Origin of the sequence: Streptomyces sp. NBC_01451 (assembly GCF_036227485.1) — a bacterium.
Taxonomy (GTDB): Bacteria; Actinomycetota; Actinomycetes; order Streptomycetales; family Streptomycetaceae; genus Streptomyces.
In genome coordinates this window covers 6,124,846-6,141,110 of the sequence record NZ_CP109479.1, presented here as the reverse complement: position 1 = coordinate 6,141,110, position 16,265 = coordinate 6,124,846, and the positions used below count along the sequence as shown (strand labels likewise).

The window sequence follows — 16,265 nt, the reverse complement described above, 5'->3', positions numbered from 1 at the left end:
AGCCAGGTAAGCGGGCAGGCGGGCAGGCGGGCAGGCGACGATCACGGCGATCGCCTCTCTACTCGGTGCGTCCGAACAGCGGCGCGAGGAGCAGTTGAGCCGCGCCCACCGCGACTCCGCGCTCACCCCCCGGGGCGACCCCCACGGGCACCGCCCGCTCGGCGCCCTCGCGCCGGGCGCGTCCGTCGAGGACGGCTCCGACCCCTCGTACGAACCGTTCCGGCTGCGCGGCGACGGTACGGCCGCCCAGCAGGACCCGGTCGATGTCCAGCAGTCCCACGAGGTTCGCGGCGCCGACGCCGAGCACCCGGGCCGCCTCGTCCAGGTCGCCCCGGGCCACCGCACCGAGACACAGCGCCTCGATACAGCCGCGGTCGCCGCAGCCGCACGGCGGTCCGTCCAGCTGGACGACCTGGTGCCCGAACTCGCCGGCACCGGTCCTGGTCCCCCGGTGCAGCACCCCGCCGATCACCAGGCCGGCCCCGAGACCCGTACCGAGGTGGAGGTAGGCGAAGGAGCCGCCCTCGCCGCCGACCGACAGCCCGAGAGCGGCGGCGTTGGTGTCCTTGTCGACGGCCACCGGCACCCCGAGCCGCCGAGCCAGCGCGTCCCGCAGCGGAAACCCGTCCCACTCGGGAAACCCGGTGACGCGGTGCAGCACGCCCCGGACGTGATCGAGCGGCCCGGGCAGGGCAACCCCGACCCCGAGGAGGGCACCGGCCCCCGCGCCCGGCGTGCTCCGCCCGGGCCCTTCCCCGAACAGCCTCCCGGCCTCCCCCGGCCCTCCGCCGAGCAGCGCCTCGACCTCACCGGCCACCCTCTCGACGACCACGTCAGCGCCCGCGCCGAGGTCCAGTGGCGCCCGCCGCCCGCCCGTCACGGTTCCCATGAGGTCGACCAGCACCAGCCTCACCTCGTCCCGGTCCAGGTGGACGCCCACCGCGTGGCCCGCCTCCGGCACCAGCCGCAGTACCGTGCGCGGCTTGCCGCCCGTCGAGGCGCGGTGGCCCGCCTGGGCGGCGAGACCCTCGGTGCGCAGACGGGCGGTGATCTTGCTGACCGCCTGGGGGGTCAGTCCGGTCCGCTCGGCCAGTTCGAGACGGCTGATGCCCGCGGCGCCGGCCGCGCGCAGGAGGTCGAGGACGAGCGCGGCGTTGTGACTGCGCAGGGCCGGCAGGTTCACCCCCGGGACGGTGGCGGTGACGGTCGTGGTCGTACCGGTCGTGGTCGCGCCGGTGGTCACGGGCGGGCCGGCCGAGGCGTTCGTCCTGTTCACGGGAACTATTCTCCCCGCTGCTTGCACTTTGGCAACAGCGTTGCGAAAGTGGACGGCATGACTGGTACGACTGGAATGACCCGCACGTCCGGTGCCCCTCTCCGTCTCGGCCTCGTCGGCTACGGCCTCGCGGGCTCCGTCTTCCACGCCCCGCTGATCGCCGCCACCGAGGGCCTCGTCCTCGACACGGTCGTCACGGCGAACCCCGAGCGGCAGGCACAGGCCCGCGCCGGGTTCCCGGACGTACGGATCGCGGCGACCCCGGACGAGCTGTTCGCCCGCGCCGACGAGCTGGACCTGGTCGTCGTCGCGTCCCCGAACAAGACGCACGTCCCGCTGGCCACCGCCGCCCTCAAGGCCGGCCTGCCGGTCGTGGTCGACAAGCCGGTCGCGGGCACGGCGGCCGAGGCGCGTGACCTCGCCGCCCTCGCCGACCAGCAGGGACTGCTCCTCTCCGTCTTCCAGAACCGCCGCTGGGACCACGACTTCCGCACCCTCCGCAAGCTGATCGCCGAGGGCGAGCTGGGTGACGTATGGCGGTTCGAGTCGCGGTTCGAGCGGTGGCGGCCCCGGCCCAAGGGCGGCTGGCGCGAGTCCGGCGACCCGGCGGAGTTCGGCGGACTGCTGTACGACCTGGGCAGTCACGTCGTCGACCAGGCACTGGTCCTCTTCGGGCCCGTCGACTCCGTGTACGCCGAGACGGACATCCGCCGCCAGGGCGCCGAGACCGACGACGACACGTTCATCGCGCTCACCCACACGAGCGGCGTCCGCACCCATCTGTACGTCTCCGCGACCACCGCCCAGCTCGGTCCGCGCTTCCGGGTGCTGGGCTCGCGGGCCGGATACGTGAAGTACGGCCTCGATCCGCAGGAGGACACCCTGAAGGCGGGCGGGCGGCCGGGGGACGCCGGCTGGGGGCTCGAACCGGAGAGCATGTGGGGGCGGGTCGGGGCCGGAGAGTCCCCGCTCACGGGTGGCGGACGGCCGGAGCCGACACTGCCCGGCTCGTACGAGAAGTACTACTCTGCGATCGCCGCGGCCCTGCGCGACGGCGGCCCCAACCCGGTGACCGCGCTGGAGGCGGCAGCCGCGCTCGACGTACTGGAGGCGGCCCGGCGTTCCGCGAACGAGAAGGTGACGGTGACCCTGCGATGACCAGTCAGAAGCCCGGCGGCCACAAGGCGGGCGGACAGCCCTCGCTCGGTCCGCGCATCGCGCCCGAACTCACCCCGAGCGTCGAGGAACTCGAAGCGGAACAACGGCACCTGGTGTTCCCGCAGTTCTCGCACGACGACGCGTGGACGCTGGGTTCACTGCTCGTGGAGCTGGCGCGGGAGCGGCAGGCGCCGGTGGCCGTCGACATCCACCGGGCCGGTCAGCAGCTCTTCCACGCCGCCCTGCCCGGCTCGACGCCCGACAACGACGCCTGGATCGACCGCAAGCGCCGGGTGGTGGAGCGTTACGGCGCCTCCTCCTATCTGGTGGGCGCCCGCTTCCGCGCCAAGGGCACGACGTTCGAGGACGACTCGCGCCTCGACCCCGGCACCTACGCGGCCCACGGCGGCTCGTTCCCGATCACGGTCGAGGGCGTCGGCGTGATCGGGGCGGTGACGGTGTCCGGGCTGCCCCAACTCCAGGACCACCGGATGGTCGTGGAGGCGCTGGAGATCTTCCTCAAGGTGTAGCGGGGGCAGGCGGAAGGGCGCCCGCCGGGAATTATCCCGAGGGACCCTCCGTTTTCGGGAGCCAAGCACGGCATCCGGACTCGGAGGGAAACAGAACCGATGAACCAGGTCAGCGCCTCGCAGGTCAACCCGCTGAAGGAAACGGTCGGGCCGTACGGCGTCTGGAGTTTCGGGCTGCGTTCGGAGGATCCCGAGGGCATCACCGAGCGCGCCGAGGCCGCCGCCGAACTGGAGGAACTGGGCTTCCGCGCCCTCTGGTTGGGCGGCAGCCCGGGCGTACGGCACGCCGTTCCGCTCGTCGCGGCGACCTCGCGGCTCGTCGTGGCGACCGGCATCCAGAGCATCTGGCAGTACGACGCCACCGAAACGGCTTCCGCCGTCGCGGAGTTGGAGGCGTCCCACCCCGGCCGTTTCCTGCTCGGCCTCGGGGTGAGCCACGCGGGGCAGGCGGAACGGTACCGTCGCCCGTACGCCTCGATGGCCGCATACCTCGACGCTCTGGACGCGGCCGGGCAGCCCGCCGAACGCCGGGTGCTGGCCGCGCTCGGCCCGAGGATGCTGGGGCTCTCGCGGGACCGCGCCGCCGGCTCGCACCCGTATCTGGTGACCCCCGAGCACACCGCGCAGGCTCGTGAGGCGCTGGGCGAAACCCCTTTGCTGGCACCGGAGTTGAAGGTCGTACTGGAGACGGACCCCGAGCGGGCCCGCGCCACCGCCCGCGGCACCCTCGCCATGTATCTGACCCTGCCGAACTACACCGACAACTTCCTGCGCATCGGCTTCACCGAGGACGACATCGCGGACGGCGGCAGCGACCGTCTGGTCGACGCGGTGTTCGCCTGGGGCAGCGAGGAGCGGATCCGTGCGCGGGTCGACGCCTTCCGCACGGCGGGCGCGGACCATGTCGCCCTCCAGGTCGTCGAGGACCGGTCCAGGGGCGCCCTCCCCCGCGACGGCTGGCGCCGGCTGGCCGCCCTGCTGAAGCCCTGACGCCCTGGCGCCCTGAAGCCCTGGAGCTCTGGCGTTTCCTTCGGATGCATCCGATCGTTGGTCTGCACGTGTCATCGGGCGAGATCCAGGAGCCCGGTGACACGCATGCGAACGGAGAAGTCCCGTGCGATTGACCGATATCCACCGTTGCGAGATCCGGCCCGGACGGCTCGTGACCTGGACCCTGCATCCGACGACAGTCGAAAGCGTCGCCGAACTGCCGGAGGACACCCGCCCACCCGCGTACGTACAGGAGGCCCACGTCCGCACCGCGCGAACGGTGCGCGAGGACGGCCTGTTCGTACCGACCTGGCTCGGTACGGCCTTCGACATCCCCGGGCGGGTCGATCTCGACGTCCTCCAGGGCGCGTTGCGGGCCTGGACGCTGCGGCACGAGACGCTGCGCAGCGGATTCCGCTGGGTGGACGGCCCGCCCGGCTCTCCCGACAGCCCTCCCTACGACGAACTGCGGCGCTTCACGCTCGCCCCCGAGGACGTCGTCCTGCACCGCGAGGACGTCGGCGACTTCCGGGACGGGGCGGTACTGTCGCGCTATCTGCAGGATCGGTTCGACATCGCGGCGGACGCGCTGACCTGGCCGAACTTCATCTACAGCGCGGCCGTCAGGGACGACGGCACCAGCGTGTACATGGCGTTCGACCACACCAACGTCGACTCGTACTCGATCTTCCGCATCGCCGACGAGATCCACCAGCTCTACACGGCCGGCCTCGACGGCAGGACGGTGGACACGGCGCCGGTCGCCAGTTACGTCGACTTCTGCGCGAGCGAGCGTTCGCACGCCGACGGGATCGACGAGACCCACTCGATCGTCGACGAGTGGCGGAAGTTCATCGCCCGGTGCGACGGCAAGCTGCCGAACTTCCCCGTCGACCTCGGCCTCGACCCCGAAGGACCGCTGCCCACGCAGAAGTTGATGCGGGAGTGGCTCACGGACGACGCGGACGCGGCGGCGTTCGAGGCGTACTGCCGTCCGTACGGCGGCAGCATGACCGGCATCCTCGCGGCCACCGCGCTCATCGTGCGCGAGATCAGCGGCCAGCAGGTGTACCGCACCGTCGTGCCCTTCCACACCCGGGCCAGGTCGGAGTGGTCGGACTCGGTGGGCTGGTACGTGGGCGGCGCGCCGATCGAGATCCCGGTGGGCGAGGTGTCGGACTTCGACGGCGCGCTGAACCTGGTCCGCAACGCGCTGCGGGCCAAGCGACCGCTGTCGAGGATGCCCATCGCCCGGGTGCTGAAGCTCCTGGGCTCCGACTTCCGGCCCACCTCACCGGACCTGTACTCGATCGTGTCGTTCGTCGACACCCGGGGCATCGCGGGCTCGGAGAGGTGGGACGACCTGAAGGCGTACGGGCTGATCCGGGTCTCCTACGGCGACCAGGTGTGCGCCTGGACCACCCGCCTCCACGAGGGCCTCCAGTTCGCGGCCCGCTACCCGGACACGGACGTGGCGCGGAAGAACATGCGGCTGTACGTGGCCGGGCTGCGCGACCTGATCCAGTCGGTGGCGCGGGACGCGCCCACCGACAGGGTCGCGGGGAACTGCGCGACCAGCCCCCACAGGCCCGCGGCCGAAGATCCCGCCCCCAGCGGAGCGCTTACGCGTCTTTGAACTCCTGACGCTGCCGCCCGAGCCCTTCGATCTCCAGCTCGACCACATCCCCGGCCCTGAGGAACGGCTTGGGCTCGGGCGCACCCAGCGCAACCCCCGCCGGCGTACCCGTGTTGATGACGTCACCCGGGTACAGGGTCATGAACCGGCTGACGTACCGCACGACTTCGGCGACCCCGAAGATCTGCTCGGCGGTCGTCCCGTTCTGCTTCCGCACCCCGTTGACCCACAACCGCAGCGCGAGCGCCTGCGGGTCCGGCACCTCGTCGGCGGTCACCAGCCAGGGCCCGAGCGGGTTGAACGTCTCGCAGTTCTTCCCCTTGTCCCAGGTGCCGCCGCGCTCCAGCTGGAACTCGCGCTCGGACACGTCGTGCGAGACCGCGTACCCGGCGACATGCGCGAGCGCCTCCTCGTGCGAGCCGAGGTAACGGGCCGTACGTCCGATGACCACCGCGAGTTCCACCTCCCAGTCGGTCTTCGTCGACTCGCGCGGCACGAGCACCGTGTCGTACGGCCCGACGACCGTGTCCGCCGCCTTGAAGAAGATCACCGGCTCGGCGGGCGGCTCGGCGCCGGTCTCGCGGGCGTGGTCGTGGTAGTTGAGGCCGATGCACACGATCTTGCCGATGCGGGCCAGCGGCGGCCCGATCCGCAGCCCGGTGGCGTCCAGGACGGGCAGCTCACCGGCGTCGGCGGCGGACCGGATCCGGCCGAGCGCCGCGTCGTCGGCGAGCAGCGGTCCGTCGATGTCCGGGACGACCCCCGACAGGTCCCGCAGGGTTCCCTCGGCGTCGAGCAGCGCGGGCCGCTCCGACCCCGCCGTACCGACTCGCAGCAGCTTCATGATCGTTCTCTCCCTCGGTTACGTCCCCCGGCCACGCCCTCAGCCACCTTCAGCCAACCTCAGCCGCCATTCATCGGAGGACTGGTCGATCGTCCAAGGTCGACGGCCCGTCCGCAATACCCGGTTCACGTGGTGGACCGGGCACCGGAAGCGGGCCCCGCGGCCACCGGCGCCAGCTGCCAGCGGTAGAGGACCGCCCGCTCGACGGCACTCCAGGTCGTACTGGTCACCATGTAGAGCGCGGCGGCCAGCGGCATCACGGCCACGGAGAAGAGCGTGAAGAAGGACATGAAGGGCGCGAACTTCGCGGCGGACGCGACCCCGGGCACCGCCTCGCCGCCGCCGGCGTTCACGGACATCGGGTTGGCCGCCATCACCAGCTTCATACGCCGGTAGTTGAAGGTGGCGACGGCCGCGACGAGGACGAACAGTCCGAGGTAGACGAGCCCGGCGGCCCCGAGGATCCCGTCACCGCCGAGCGCGTCGGCCCACCGCTCGCCGAGCGGCGCGGCGAACAGCCGGTGGGTGAGGAGCCCGTTGGCCCGGCCGCCGATCTCCGGGTTGGAGAAGAGGTGGTAGAGCAGGAAGAACGCGGGCAGCTGGAACAGGCTCGGGAAGCACCCCGACAGCGGCGAGACCTTCTCCTCGGCATGCAGTTCCATGACGGCCTGCTGGAGCTTCTTGGGGTCCTTCGCGTGCCGTTTCCGCAGCTCGGCGACCTTGGGCTGAAGCGCTGCGCGCGCCCGCTGCCCACGCGCCGCCGCACGGGACAGGGGGTGCACGAGGAGTCGTACGAACGCGGTGAACAGGATGATCGCGACGGCGGCCGAGGAGGCGTGGAAGAGGGGCTGGAGCAGGTCGGCGAGCTGGGCGACCAGGCTCGCGAAAGCGGACAGGAAGGTGGACATGGGTGAGCCCTCCGAGGGGTCTCGTCGTGCCGGGATGAGGAGAGATCGGCAGGACGACCCGCGCGGGGGCACGCCACAGAGGAGTGAGAGGAGTGTGGTGCTGTGTGCCCTACGCGGTGGCCGTCGGGAGGGCGATTCCGGGGGCGCGGGGGCGGGTACGGCCGCGGGCGTCCGGGTCGCTCTGCGGCAGGAAGGCCGTACGGCGGGCGCGGTCGCGGATGGCCGTGCGGACCCGGGTGGGCGGCACGGCGGGCGCGCAGCGCGAGGCGATGAGCGAGCAGGCGGCGAGCGCGGACCCGGCCGCGGCGGTCGCCGCGAGGGCGACGGCGGCGGAGAGGCTGCCCGCGTCGAGCAGCGCGACCTCGATGAGCAGCAGGAACAGCGCGGCGGCGGTACGCGGGTTCACCCGGACCGGACTCCAGCTCCGGATCATGCCCACGCCTCCTCCGTACGTTTTGTACGTCTTGCGGGTCTTGTCTGTACGTCTTGCGGGTCTTGTACGTCTCGCGCTTCTCGCGCTTCCCGTACGGCTGTCTGCTCTGCCGTTCGTTATACAGGATGCCCGGGTTTCGGCTCAGCGGGGCCGCATCGACGTGAGCTTGCCCCAGACGACCAGACGGTAGCGGGACGTGTACTCCGGGGTGCAGGTGGTGAGGGTGAGGTAGTAGCCGGGGGCTCGGTAGCCGTAGGCCGGCCTGACGGTGGAGCGGGGGACGGCCCTGATCACACCGTCGTCGCGGGCGGAGGTCTGCGGAAGCGTCCGGTCGACGGTGTACGAGTACACCGCGTCCGCCGTCTCGACCCGGACGGTGTCCCCGCGCCGCAACCGGTTGATGTACCGGAAGGGTTCGCCGTGGGTGTTGCGGTGCCCGGCGAGGGCGAAGTTACCGGCCTGGCCCGGCTGTTGGGTGCCGGGGTAGTGGCCGACGTACCCCTTGTTGAGAACGCCCGACTTGCTGACGCCCTCGGCGACGGGGACGCGGAGGCCGAGCCGGGGGATGCTGAGGACGGCGTACGCCTGGGACCAACTGGGCGTGGAGGAGCTGGAGTTGGTGAAGCGGGTGCCGTCCTGGCCGCCGGATCCGGACGACTCGGCGGCGCCGGACGAGCCGGCGGATCCGGAGCCGCTTGCCGGGTCCACCGGGTTCACCGGTCCCGCTGCGCTCCCGCCGGGATTCGCGGGGTCGGCCCACTCCTTCTCCAGGGCCCGCACCTCCCGCTGGGCACCCTGTTCGGCCTGGCGGTTGGTCCACCAGAGCTGGTGGACGACGAGGAGCGCGAGGACCGTGCCGAGGGTGACGAGGAGTTCGCCGCAGGTCCACACCGCACGGCGGCGGAGGGCGCGGCGGCGGAGCGTGCGGTGCCGTACCACCCGTGTCGCAGGAGCCCGAGCCCGCATGCGTACGCCCCCTTCGCGCCTCACGTGGGTCGGCCGCACGATAGGCCAGACCTCGCGAAGTAACCAGGCCTGCCCCTCCCCCGCTGCGGACCCTGTCCGTCCGCTCCCTGTGAGCGCCCTTTGTCCAATGGTTTTAGAAAGCGCTGTCACAACTCTCGACAACCCCACGCGCCGCACCTGATGCTTCCTTCTGGCATGAACGGGGCAGGCCGGACACCGGAGGGACGACCGGTGGTTGGCCGGCCCGGACTCTGGACGGAGAAGCCATGATCCGACGCAGATCTCTGCTGGCCGCGGCAGGAGGCACTGTCCTCGGCAGCGCCCTGGCGACGGGCACCGCACGGGCCGACGCGACCATCACCGTCAACCCCGCGACGAAGTACGGCACTTGGGAAGGCTGGGGCACCTCGCTCGCCTGGTGGGCGAACGTGTTCGGCGCCCGGGACGACTTCGCGGACCTCTTCTTCACCACCAAGTCGGTCACGTACAACGGGACGTCGCTGCCGGGCCTCGGCCTGAACATCGCCCGCTACAACCTCGGCGCGTGCAGCTGGAACAGCGTGGGCGGCACGACCATGGTGGCGTCGGCGAACATCCCGGCGTACAAGCAGATCGAGGGCTACTGGCAGGACTGGAACAACGAGGACCCCACGTCCTCCGCCTGGAACTGGTCGGCGGACGCGAAACAGCGGGCGGCGCTGACGAAGGCGGTGGCGCGCGGCGCGACGACCGAGCTGTTCGCCAACTCGCCCATGTGGTGGATGTGTTCGAACCACAACCCGTCGGGAGCCTCGGGCGGCGGCAACAACCTCCAGACCTGGAACTACCGCCAGCACGCCTCGCACCTGGCCGCCGTGGCCCTGTACGCGAAGAACAACTGGGGCGTGAACTTCGCGACGGTGGACCCGTTCAACGAGCCCTCGGCGAGCTGGTGGACGGCCACCGGCACGCAGGAGGGCTGCCACATGGACGCGTCCGTCCAGGCCGCCGTACTCCCTTACATGAGAAGCGAGTTGGACGCCCGCGGCCTGACGGGGATCAAGATCTCGGCCTCGGACGAGACGAACTACGACGTGGCCCGCTCGACCTGGGCGGCCTTCGGATCGTCGACCAAGGCCCTGGTGAACCAGGTGAACGTGCACGGCTACCAGGGTTCGGGTGGCCGCCGCGACCTCCTCTACACCGACGTGGTGACGACGTCCGGCAAGAAGCTGTGGAACTCGGAGACGGGCGACAGCGACGGGACCGGCCGGACCCTGGCGTTCAACCTCCTCTACGACTTCCGCTGGCTGCACCCCACGGCCTGGGTCTACTGGCAGGTCATGGACCCGACGGCGGGCTGGGCGATGATCGCCTACGACCCGAGCACCCTCCAGCCGACGACGGTCCAGACGAAGCACTACGTGATGGCCCAGTTCAGCCGTCACATCCGCCCCGGCATGACGATCCTCGACACGGGCGTCAGCTATGCGGTGGCGGCGTACGACGCGAGCGCGAAGCGCCTGGTCATCGTGGCCCTGAACACGTCGACGTCGGCCCAGACCCTGACCTTCAACCTCGGCAACTTCACCACGGTGACGGGTGGTTCGGGCGGCCTGGTCCCGCGCTGGAACACGGTGACGGGTGGCGGCGGCGACCTCTACACGGCCCGCTCGGACAGGTACCTGAGCGGCAAGACGGTGGCGGTGCCGTTCGCGGCGGGCGCGGTGCAGACGTTGCAGGTGGACGGGGTGACCATCTGAGTCGGTGAGGGCGGCCGAGGAGCCGCCGAGGTCGTCGCCGAGCAGTTGTCTGGAGGCCGGCGAGGGGTCGGCGGGGAGCCCGTGAGAAGGGGAGGCACCGGGCCCGGGTGCCTCCCGGCGCCGCCCCTCCTCCGCGGAGATCCCTCTCATGGCTGCCACTCTTCTTTGACGGGCGTCGGCAGTACGGTGATCCCATGCGCCCCGACACGCCTCCGGAAAACGTCGACCACATCGCCGAAGCGGCCCGCCTGGAGCGGACCGCCGGCCTCTACCCCGAGGACGCCGAACACCTGCTCGTGCAGGCCTCGGCCCACCTGGAACTGGCCGGCGACCGCCCCGCCGCGTCAGCCCTGTACGACCGCCTGCTGCAATCCCCCGGTTCCCTGGAGAACCCCCACCTCGTGCGCGCGCTCAAGGCGTCGAACCTGTGGGAGTACGGCCACGAGGCGGAGGCCCGGGCGATCATCGACGGCGTCCGCGCGGCCGGCCCGCGCGACCCGGCGCCCTGGGTGATCGTCGCGGAGTCCCTGGAGGCCCACGACGAGCTGGAAGCGGCCCAGGAGACGTTCACGGAGGCGGCCCGCCTGCTGATCTCGGACGCGCAGGAACCCCCGTACTCGACCCATCCGCTCCTCTACGGCCGTCACCGTGTACGCCGGATGCTGGGCGTCGCCCACGACGCATGGGACACCCTGGCCGACACGCTCCACTCGTCGCCGGTGTCGCTGGACGAGCTCCACGACCCCAAGCGGGTCTGGTCGCTCGGCTCGGACAACCCGGCGGAACTCCAGGCGGAGATCTCCCGGCTCCGGGCGGAGCTGGGCGCGTACCGGGAGGCGCTGTCCCGCCCGTTCCCGGTGGCGGTACTGCACTGGCCGGCGGAGGAACTGGCGGAGCTGGTGGCCGCGTATCCCGACCTGGCGGACGAGTACCCCTCGCACGAGGAGCACCTCGCGACGATAGAGGCGTCCCTGCGGGAGCTGGCGGATTCCGGCACGCCGAACCTGGGGATCGTCACGGGCACGGTGCCTTCCTACGAGGCGTTCGCGGCCTCGGAGCAGTCGTCTCCGGGGGCTGTGGAGCTGTTGCCGCAGTACGCGACGACGCTGGCGGCCCGGGGGAAGGCTGTGGGGTGGCCTCCGCAGCGAGGGGCGGTTTGCTGGTGCGGCTCGGGGACCGCTTATGAGGAGTGCCACGGGCGGGTGGCGGTGTAGGGGGCGGGAGGACGAGGTCGGGTGGGGCAGGCCGGAGGTCGGGGGGGCGGGGGCCGAGGTTTCCGCCCCCTGTCCGCCCGTTGAAGTGGTCGGTCGGATCAAGTAGCGTCACCGACATGAACACCGGACCGGCGCTTCGACGCCACACACGGATCGGCTGTCCGGTGGAGGTCTGACCCTGCGGCGGGTGCGCAGAAGGCACCCGCTCGGTTCGACATCCAGTTCGGCGCCCAGTTCGGCACGCGGACCTCCCAGTGCTTGTGCACTCCGAGTCCGTTCCTCGTGTCGAACAATATTGAGGTCAGCCGAATGACAGTCGCGTTCAACCACACCATCATCGCGTCCAAGGACCGCCAGGAGTCGGCCCGCTTCTTCCGCGAGCTGCTGGAACTGCCGGAAGCGCCGTCCTGGGGCCCGTTCACCAACATCCAGCTCCCCGACGGGGTGCTGCTGCAGTTCGCCGAGCCTCCGGTGGACATCCAGATGCAGCACTACGCGTTCCTGATCGACGACGAACTGTTCGACCGGGCGTACCGGCGGCTCTGTGACCAGGGCGTCGAGCACTGGGCCGACCCCCAGATGCGACACCCTGGCGAGATCAACAACGAGCACGGCGGCCGAGGCGTGTACTTCAAGGACCCCGGCGGCCACGCGATCGAGCTGATCACCCGCCCGTACCTGTAGTCGTCCGTACCTGTAGCTGCCTGTACCTGTAGCCGTCCGTGGGCCTTGCGGGGCCCGGGGGCGGTTCACCCGACGGTCGGCCGGCCCGGTACGTCCGGTGCCTGCGGCCTCATCGCGTCCGACACGGACTTGACTCCGCCGTGCGCGGTGAGGCCCTCGTCGACGGGGATCTCCGCTCCGGTGATGAAGGAGGACGCGTCGGAGAGTCTGAGAGGAGGAAGACCACGGCCCTCACTTCTCACGCGTGAGGCCGGGGTGACTCCGCCGCCGGCACTTCGGCGCCGGACTGCCTCAGTCGAACCACTCCGGCTCGCCCTCGTCGATCAACTCCCCCAGCAGACGGTGGTCTTCGAGCGCCCGCACCAGCAGCGGCGCCAGGGCCCGAAGAGCGTCCGCGTCCTCGCCGTACGCGACGCACATGCCCGCCTCGGGGTCGAGGCCGAAGCGGTCGGTCAGCTCGGGGGCGTGCGAACGCACCGCGGATCGAGCCACGCCGGCCCAGCCGTACCCGTTGCCTTCGTACCCGCGGTCCGCGAAGACCTTCTCGGCGTCCAGCATGTGCTGGTCACTGAGCATGAGGCAGTAACTGCCGGGCTTGTGGTCGTACTCGAAGAAGACCAGGGGTGCGAAAGTGTCGCGATCAGTCATGCGCCGACGATATGGGTCGCCACTGACAATCGGATGCCCCCTCCTCCTCGTCGGATCGAACGGCTCACTCCCTGTCGAAGGTGCCGAGCCCGGTCGTGTCGAGGTTCTCGACCCGGACCGTGCCTGCGCGTCCGGCGGAACCGCTGCCGAAGCCGCCGAAGGTCACGCCGGACAGCCCGACGGCGTTCTCGCCCGTGGTGCGGTAGCTGAAGGTGTCGCCGTCGTAGTGCCGCAGGGTGAACCGCTGTTTCCTCGGCCCCAGTTGCATGATCAGGTCGTCGCCCTGGGCGCTCACGGTCATCGGGCCGTAGAAGTCGTTGGCGTACGTTCCGGTGTAGGCGCCGTCCGCCCTGGCCGGTGCGGGCCGTGGCGGAGGCTTGGTGTAGTCGGTGTCGGAGCGCTCGCCCGCCGCCGCCTGTTGGACGATCGGACCGATGAACGTCAGCCAGTCGAGCGTGGGCCCACCCGTCTGCGCGGTGTCGAGGAAGGTCGCGGCGATCGCCTCGGGCACGCCGACGGGCTCGCCGTTGGTGAGGACGACGATGCCGAGGTTCTCCGAGGGCAGCAGCGTGACACTGGTGGCCGCGCCCATGGCGAAGGCGCCGGAGTGGCTGAGCCTCAGCCTGCCCTCATCGTCGTAACCGACGTTCCAGCCGAGCCCGTAGAACCCGGTCCTGCCGGCCGGCGCGTGCGGCGGCCCGGAGACGATGTGCGGCAGGTGGGTCGCGTCCAGTGCGTCGGCGTCGACGACCTGCCGTCCCTCGAACTTGCCGTTGCCGAGCTGTAGTCGGAGCCATTTCGTCATGTCCCGGACGGTGGAACTGGCCCCGCCGGCCGGGCTCTGGGCGTCCGCGTCCCGGACGAACTCGGCCTGCCAGGTGTCGCCCTGCCTCACATGGGTGACAGCCTTGTTCGCCGCCTTCTCGTAGTCGGCGAAGGAGGAGCTGGTGGAGTCCATGCCGAGCGGCCGGTACAGCTTGTCGGCGGACAGCTTCTCCCAGCTGGTGCCCGCCGCCCGCGCGACGGCGACCGCGGCTTCGGTCGGCCCGAAGTTGGTGTACGCGTAGCTGGCCCGGAACGGCGTGAGCGGTTCGTGGCGCAGCCGCTCCAGGATGTACGAGCGGTCGTAGCCGAGGTCCTCCAGGAGGTCCCCGGCGTGGTCGGGCAGCCCGCTGCGGTGCGAGAACAGGTCGGCGAGCGTGACGTGGCGGGTGACCCAGGGGTCCTTGAGGGCGAAGCCGGGACTGTGCTCGACGACCGGGTCGTCCCAGCCGACGGTCTTCTCGCCCACGGCCGCGGCGACCACCGTCGAGGCGACCGGCTTGGAGACCGAGGCGATCTGGAAGACGGTGTCGGGTCCGACCCGGCCCTCCGCACCGGCCTTCCGTGCGCCGAAGCCCTTCAGATACAGCACCTCGTCGTCATGGACCACCCCGACGGCGACCCCCGGCACACCGGTCCTGCGCATGGCGTCCCGTACGACGCCGTCGAGCCGGTCCACCGCCGCGTCGACCTTGGCCCGCGTGAGCCGCGGCGGCGGCTGGGCCGGCGGAACGGTGGGCAGCGGCGACGCCTTGGCGGCGGCCACCCTGCGTACGGCGGCGGAGGTGTCGGTGTCGGCGTCGATACCCGTGCAGCCGCTGCCGGCCAGGGACGCGATCAGGCCCAGTACCGCAGCGGAGCGAAGGCGCCGGGCGCGCGCCTGGTCAAGGCGAGACATGTTCTACAGTGAAGGCCCTGCCTCAACGCCTGTCGCATCGACGAGCCATTCGGGGGCCATTCGCGGGCCGCCTCCTCGGTCACCCGTGCGACTCCGAACGAGTGGACTCGCCGGTACTCGATCGGAAGGGGGCCTTCGCTACGAGTCGCCGATGGTGATGTTGCCGCCCGAACCCGTGACTGGAAGAGGCACCCCCAGATGCGACGTACCTCCCGCCGCCGGATGCTCGCCGCAACTCTGTTCGTGGCATGTGCTCTGGTCCCGATGGCAGCGCCTCCCGCCGCGGCCGTCCAGACCGCAAGGGTCGACCGGACCGACCGGCACAACTGGCACAACTGGCACGACCGGGACGACCGGGACAACTGCCCGCCGGACGGTCTCGGCCCGGAGGTGACCGCCCGGCTGGACAAGGCGATCGAGGACGTCCGCCGACAGGCCGACATCCCCGGTGTCGTCGTCGGACTGTGGATGCCCGGCAAGGGAAGCTACGTCCGCGCGACCGGTGTCGCCGACACCACCACCAGCCGGCCGATGACCACCGACGGCTTCGTACGGATCGGCAGCGAGACCAAGACCTTCACGGTCACCGCGTTGCTCGAACTCGTCGACGACCGGCGCATCCGGCTGGACGACCCGATCTCCCGCTACGTCCACGGCGTGCCGAACGGTCACCGGATCACCCTGCGTCACCTGGCCGAGATGCGCAGCGGCCTGTTTCCCTACACATCCGATCCGGACTTCGTCCATGACCTGTTGAGCGACCCGGAGCGCTCCTTCACACCTCGGGAGGCGCTCGCGTACGGCTTCCAGCACAGGAACACCTTCGCGCCGGGGAAGGAGTTCCAGTACTCCAACACCAACCTGGTGCTGCTCGGCCTGGTGATCGAGAAGGTGAGCGGTCAGCGGCTCGCCGACTTCATCGACGGGCGAGTGCTGCGGCCTGCTCGCCTGCACCACACCCTCTTCCCCCAGGGAGCCGAGTTCCCCGAGCCGCATCCGCGCGGCTACACGAACCAGACGCTGAGCGGCGAGGTCGCCGACTCCACCGACTGGAACCCCAGTTGGGCCTGGGCGGCCGGGGCGATGATCTCCGACCTGCACGACCTGCGCCGCTGGGCGGACATCGTCGCCACCGGCAAACTCCTCAGCCCCCAGACCCAGGCCCAGCGCCTCAAGACGCTGCCGACCGGCCTCCCCGGCCTCAGCTACGGCCTCGGCATCTTCGAGACCGGCGGCTGGATCGGGCACAACGGCTCCATCCCGGGCTACGAGACGGTGACCGTCCATCTGCCCTCGAAGAAGGCCACACTGGTCATCATGATCAACACGGACATCACGAGCGGGGGTCAGGAGCCGTCCACGCTTCTTGCCCGGGCGATCACGGGGGTTGTTACGCCGGGGAATGTGTATGACGGGGCGATTGCTCCGCGGTAGGTGTCACGAGCCCGAGGCGCGTCGCCGCTCCACTCCGCTCTACTCGGGTCCTATCTGCTCCGGCCCAAGGGGTCACGCTCCG

General features: G+C 70.9%; 15 protein-coding genes and 1 pseudogene. 8 read left to right on the top strand and 8 right to left on the bottom strand.

Going from position 1 to position 16,265, the window contains the following annotated elements; translation table 11 throughout:
* Positions 1-58 precede the first annotated feature (58 nt).
* Positions 59-1,243, bottom strand: a complete 1,185-nt coding sequence (locus OG595_RS27020) for an ROK family transcriptional regulator (RefSeq protein ID WP_443073363.1) — start codon at positions 1,241-1,243, stop codon at positions 59-61.
* 108 nt (positions 1,244-1,351) lie between these two features.
* Here OG595_RS27020 and OG595_RS27015 point away from each other — a divergent pair, with 108 nt between their 5' ends.
* The 4 genes from OG595_RS27015 (at position 1,352) to OG595_RS27000 (ending at position 5,590) form a co-directional block, all read left to right on the top strand.
* Positions 1,352-2,434: a Gfo/Idh/MocA family oxidoreductase gene (locus OG595_RS27015; protein WP_443073362.1), complete on the top strand. Its 1,083-nt coding sequence runs from the start codon at positions 1,352-1,354 to the stop codon at positions 2,432-2,434.
* Positions 2,431-2,964: a heme-degrading domain-containing protein gene (locus OG595_RS27010; protein WP_329276393.1), complete on the top strand. Its 534-nt coding sequence runs from the start codon at positions 2,431-2,433 to the stop codon at positions 2,962-2,964. Before OG595_RS27015 ends, OG595_RS27010 begins: the two co-directional genes overlap by 4 nt.
* A gap of 99 nt (positions 2,965-3,063) precedes the next feature.
* Positions 3,064-3,954, top strand: coding sequence for an LLM class F420-dependent oxidoreductase (locus OG595_RS27005; RefSeq protein WP_329276391.1), 891 nt, complete (start codon positions 3,064-3,066; stop codon positions 3,952-3,954).
* 124 nt (positions 3,955-4,078) lie between these two features.
* Complete coding sequence (locus OG595_RS27000) at positions 4,079-5,590, top strand: condensation domain-containing protein (RefSeq protein WP_329276389.1); 1,512 nt, start codon at positions 4,079-4,081, stop codon at positions 5,588-5,590.
* Here OG595_RS27000 and OG595_RS26995 read toward each other — a convergent pair.
* The 4 genes from OG595_RS26995 to OG595_RS26980 form a co-directional block, all read right to left on the bottom strand.
* Positions 5,577-6,434 carry a fumarylacetoacetate hydrolase family protein gene (locus OG595_RS26995; RefSeq protein ID WP_329276387.1) on the bottom strand — a complete coding sequence of 286 codons (858 nt, stop codon included), beginning with the start codon at positions 6,432-6,434 and terminating at the stop codon, positions 5,577-5,579. The genes OG595_RS27000 and OG595_RS26995 overlap by 14 nt on opposite strands.
* Positions 6,435-6,559: 125 nt before the next feature.
* On the bottom strand, positions 6,560-7,342 hold the full coding sequence (locus OG595_RS26990) for a YidC/Oxa1 family membrane protein insertase (protein WP_329276385.1): 783 nt from the start codon (positions 7,340-7,342) through the stop codon (positions 6,560-6,562).
* A gap of 109 nt (positions 7,343-7,451) precedes the next feature.
* Complete coding sequence (locus OG595_RS26985) at positions 7,452-7,775, bottom strand: DUF6412 domain-containing protein (protein WP_329276383.1); 324 nt, start codon at positions 7,773-7,775, stop codon at positions 7,452-7,454.
* A gap of 141 nt (positions 7,776-7,916) precedes the next feature.
* The gene (locus OG595_RS26980) at positions 7,917-8,741 is read right to left on the bottom strand and encodes a class E sortase (protein ID WP_329276381.1); all 825 of its coding nucleotides are present in this window, start codon (positions 8,739-8,741) and stop codon (positions 7,917-7,919) included.
* 266 nt (positions 8,742-9,007) lie between these two features.
* Here OG595_RS26980 and OG595_RS26975 point away from each other — a divergent pair, with 266 nt between their 5' ends.
* The 3 genes from OG595_RS26975 to OG595_RS26965 all read left to right on the top strand — a co-directional run bounded on the left by OG595_RS26975 (position 9,008) and on the right by OG595_RS26965 (position 12,381).
* Positions 9,008-10,483 carry a beta-1,6-galactanase gene (locus OG595_RS26975; protein WP_329276379.1) on the top strand — a complete coding sequence of 492 codons (1,476 nt, stop codon included), beginning with the start codon at positions 9,008-9,010 and terminating at the stop codon, positions 10,481-10,483.
* Positions 10,484-10,677: 194 nt separating this feature from the next.
* Positions 10,678-11,697 (top strand): SEC-C domain-containing protein, encoded by a 1,020-nt coding sequence (locus OG595_RS26970; protein WP_329276376.1) that lies wholly within the window; start codon positions 10,678-10,680, stop codon positions 11,695-11,697.
* A 309-nt stretch (positions 11,698-12,006) separates the two neighbouring features.
* Positions 12,007-12,381, top strand: a complete 375-nt coding sequence (locus OG595_RS26965; protein WP_327695174.1) for a VOC family protein — start codon at positions 12,007-12,009, stop codon at positions 12,379-12,381.
* 65 nt (positions 12,382-12,446) lie between these two features.
* Here OG595_RS26965 and OG595_RS26960 read toward each other — a convergent pair.
* From OG595_RS26960 to OG595_RS26950, 3 genes and pseudogenes are all read right to left on the bottom strand, one after another.
* A pseudogene (locus OG595_RS26960) lies at positions 12,447-12,587 on the bottom strand (3-oxoacyl-ACP reductase); the annotation flags it as partial.
* Positions 12,588-12,672: 85 nt separating this feature from the next.
* Positions 12,673-13,029 (bottom strand): immunity 51 family protein, encoded by a 357-nt coding sequence (locus OG595_RS26955; RefSeq protein WP_329276373.1) that lies wholly within the window; start codon positions 13,027-13,029, stop codon positions 12,673-12,675.
* A gap of 64 nt (positions 13,030-13,093) precedes the next feature.
* Positions 13,094-14,749, bottom strand: a complete 1,656-nt coding sequence (locus tag OG595_RS26950; RefSeq protein ID WP_329276371.1) for a serine hydrolase — start codon at positions 14,747-14,749, stop codon at positions 13,094-13,096.
* 198 nt (positions 14,750-14,947) lie between these two features.
* Here OG595_RS26950 and OG595_RS26945 point away from each other — a divergent pair, with 198 nt between their 5' ends.
* The gene (locus OG595_RS26945; protein WP_329276369.1) at positions 14,948-16,183 is read left to right on the top strand and encodes a serine hydrolase domain-containing protein; all 1,236 of its coding nucleotides are present in this window, start codon (positions 14,948-14,950) and stop codon (positions 16,181-16,183) included.
* Positions 16,184-16,265: the final 82 nt, after the last annotated feature.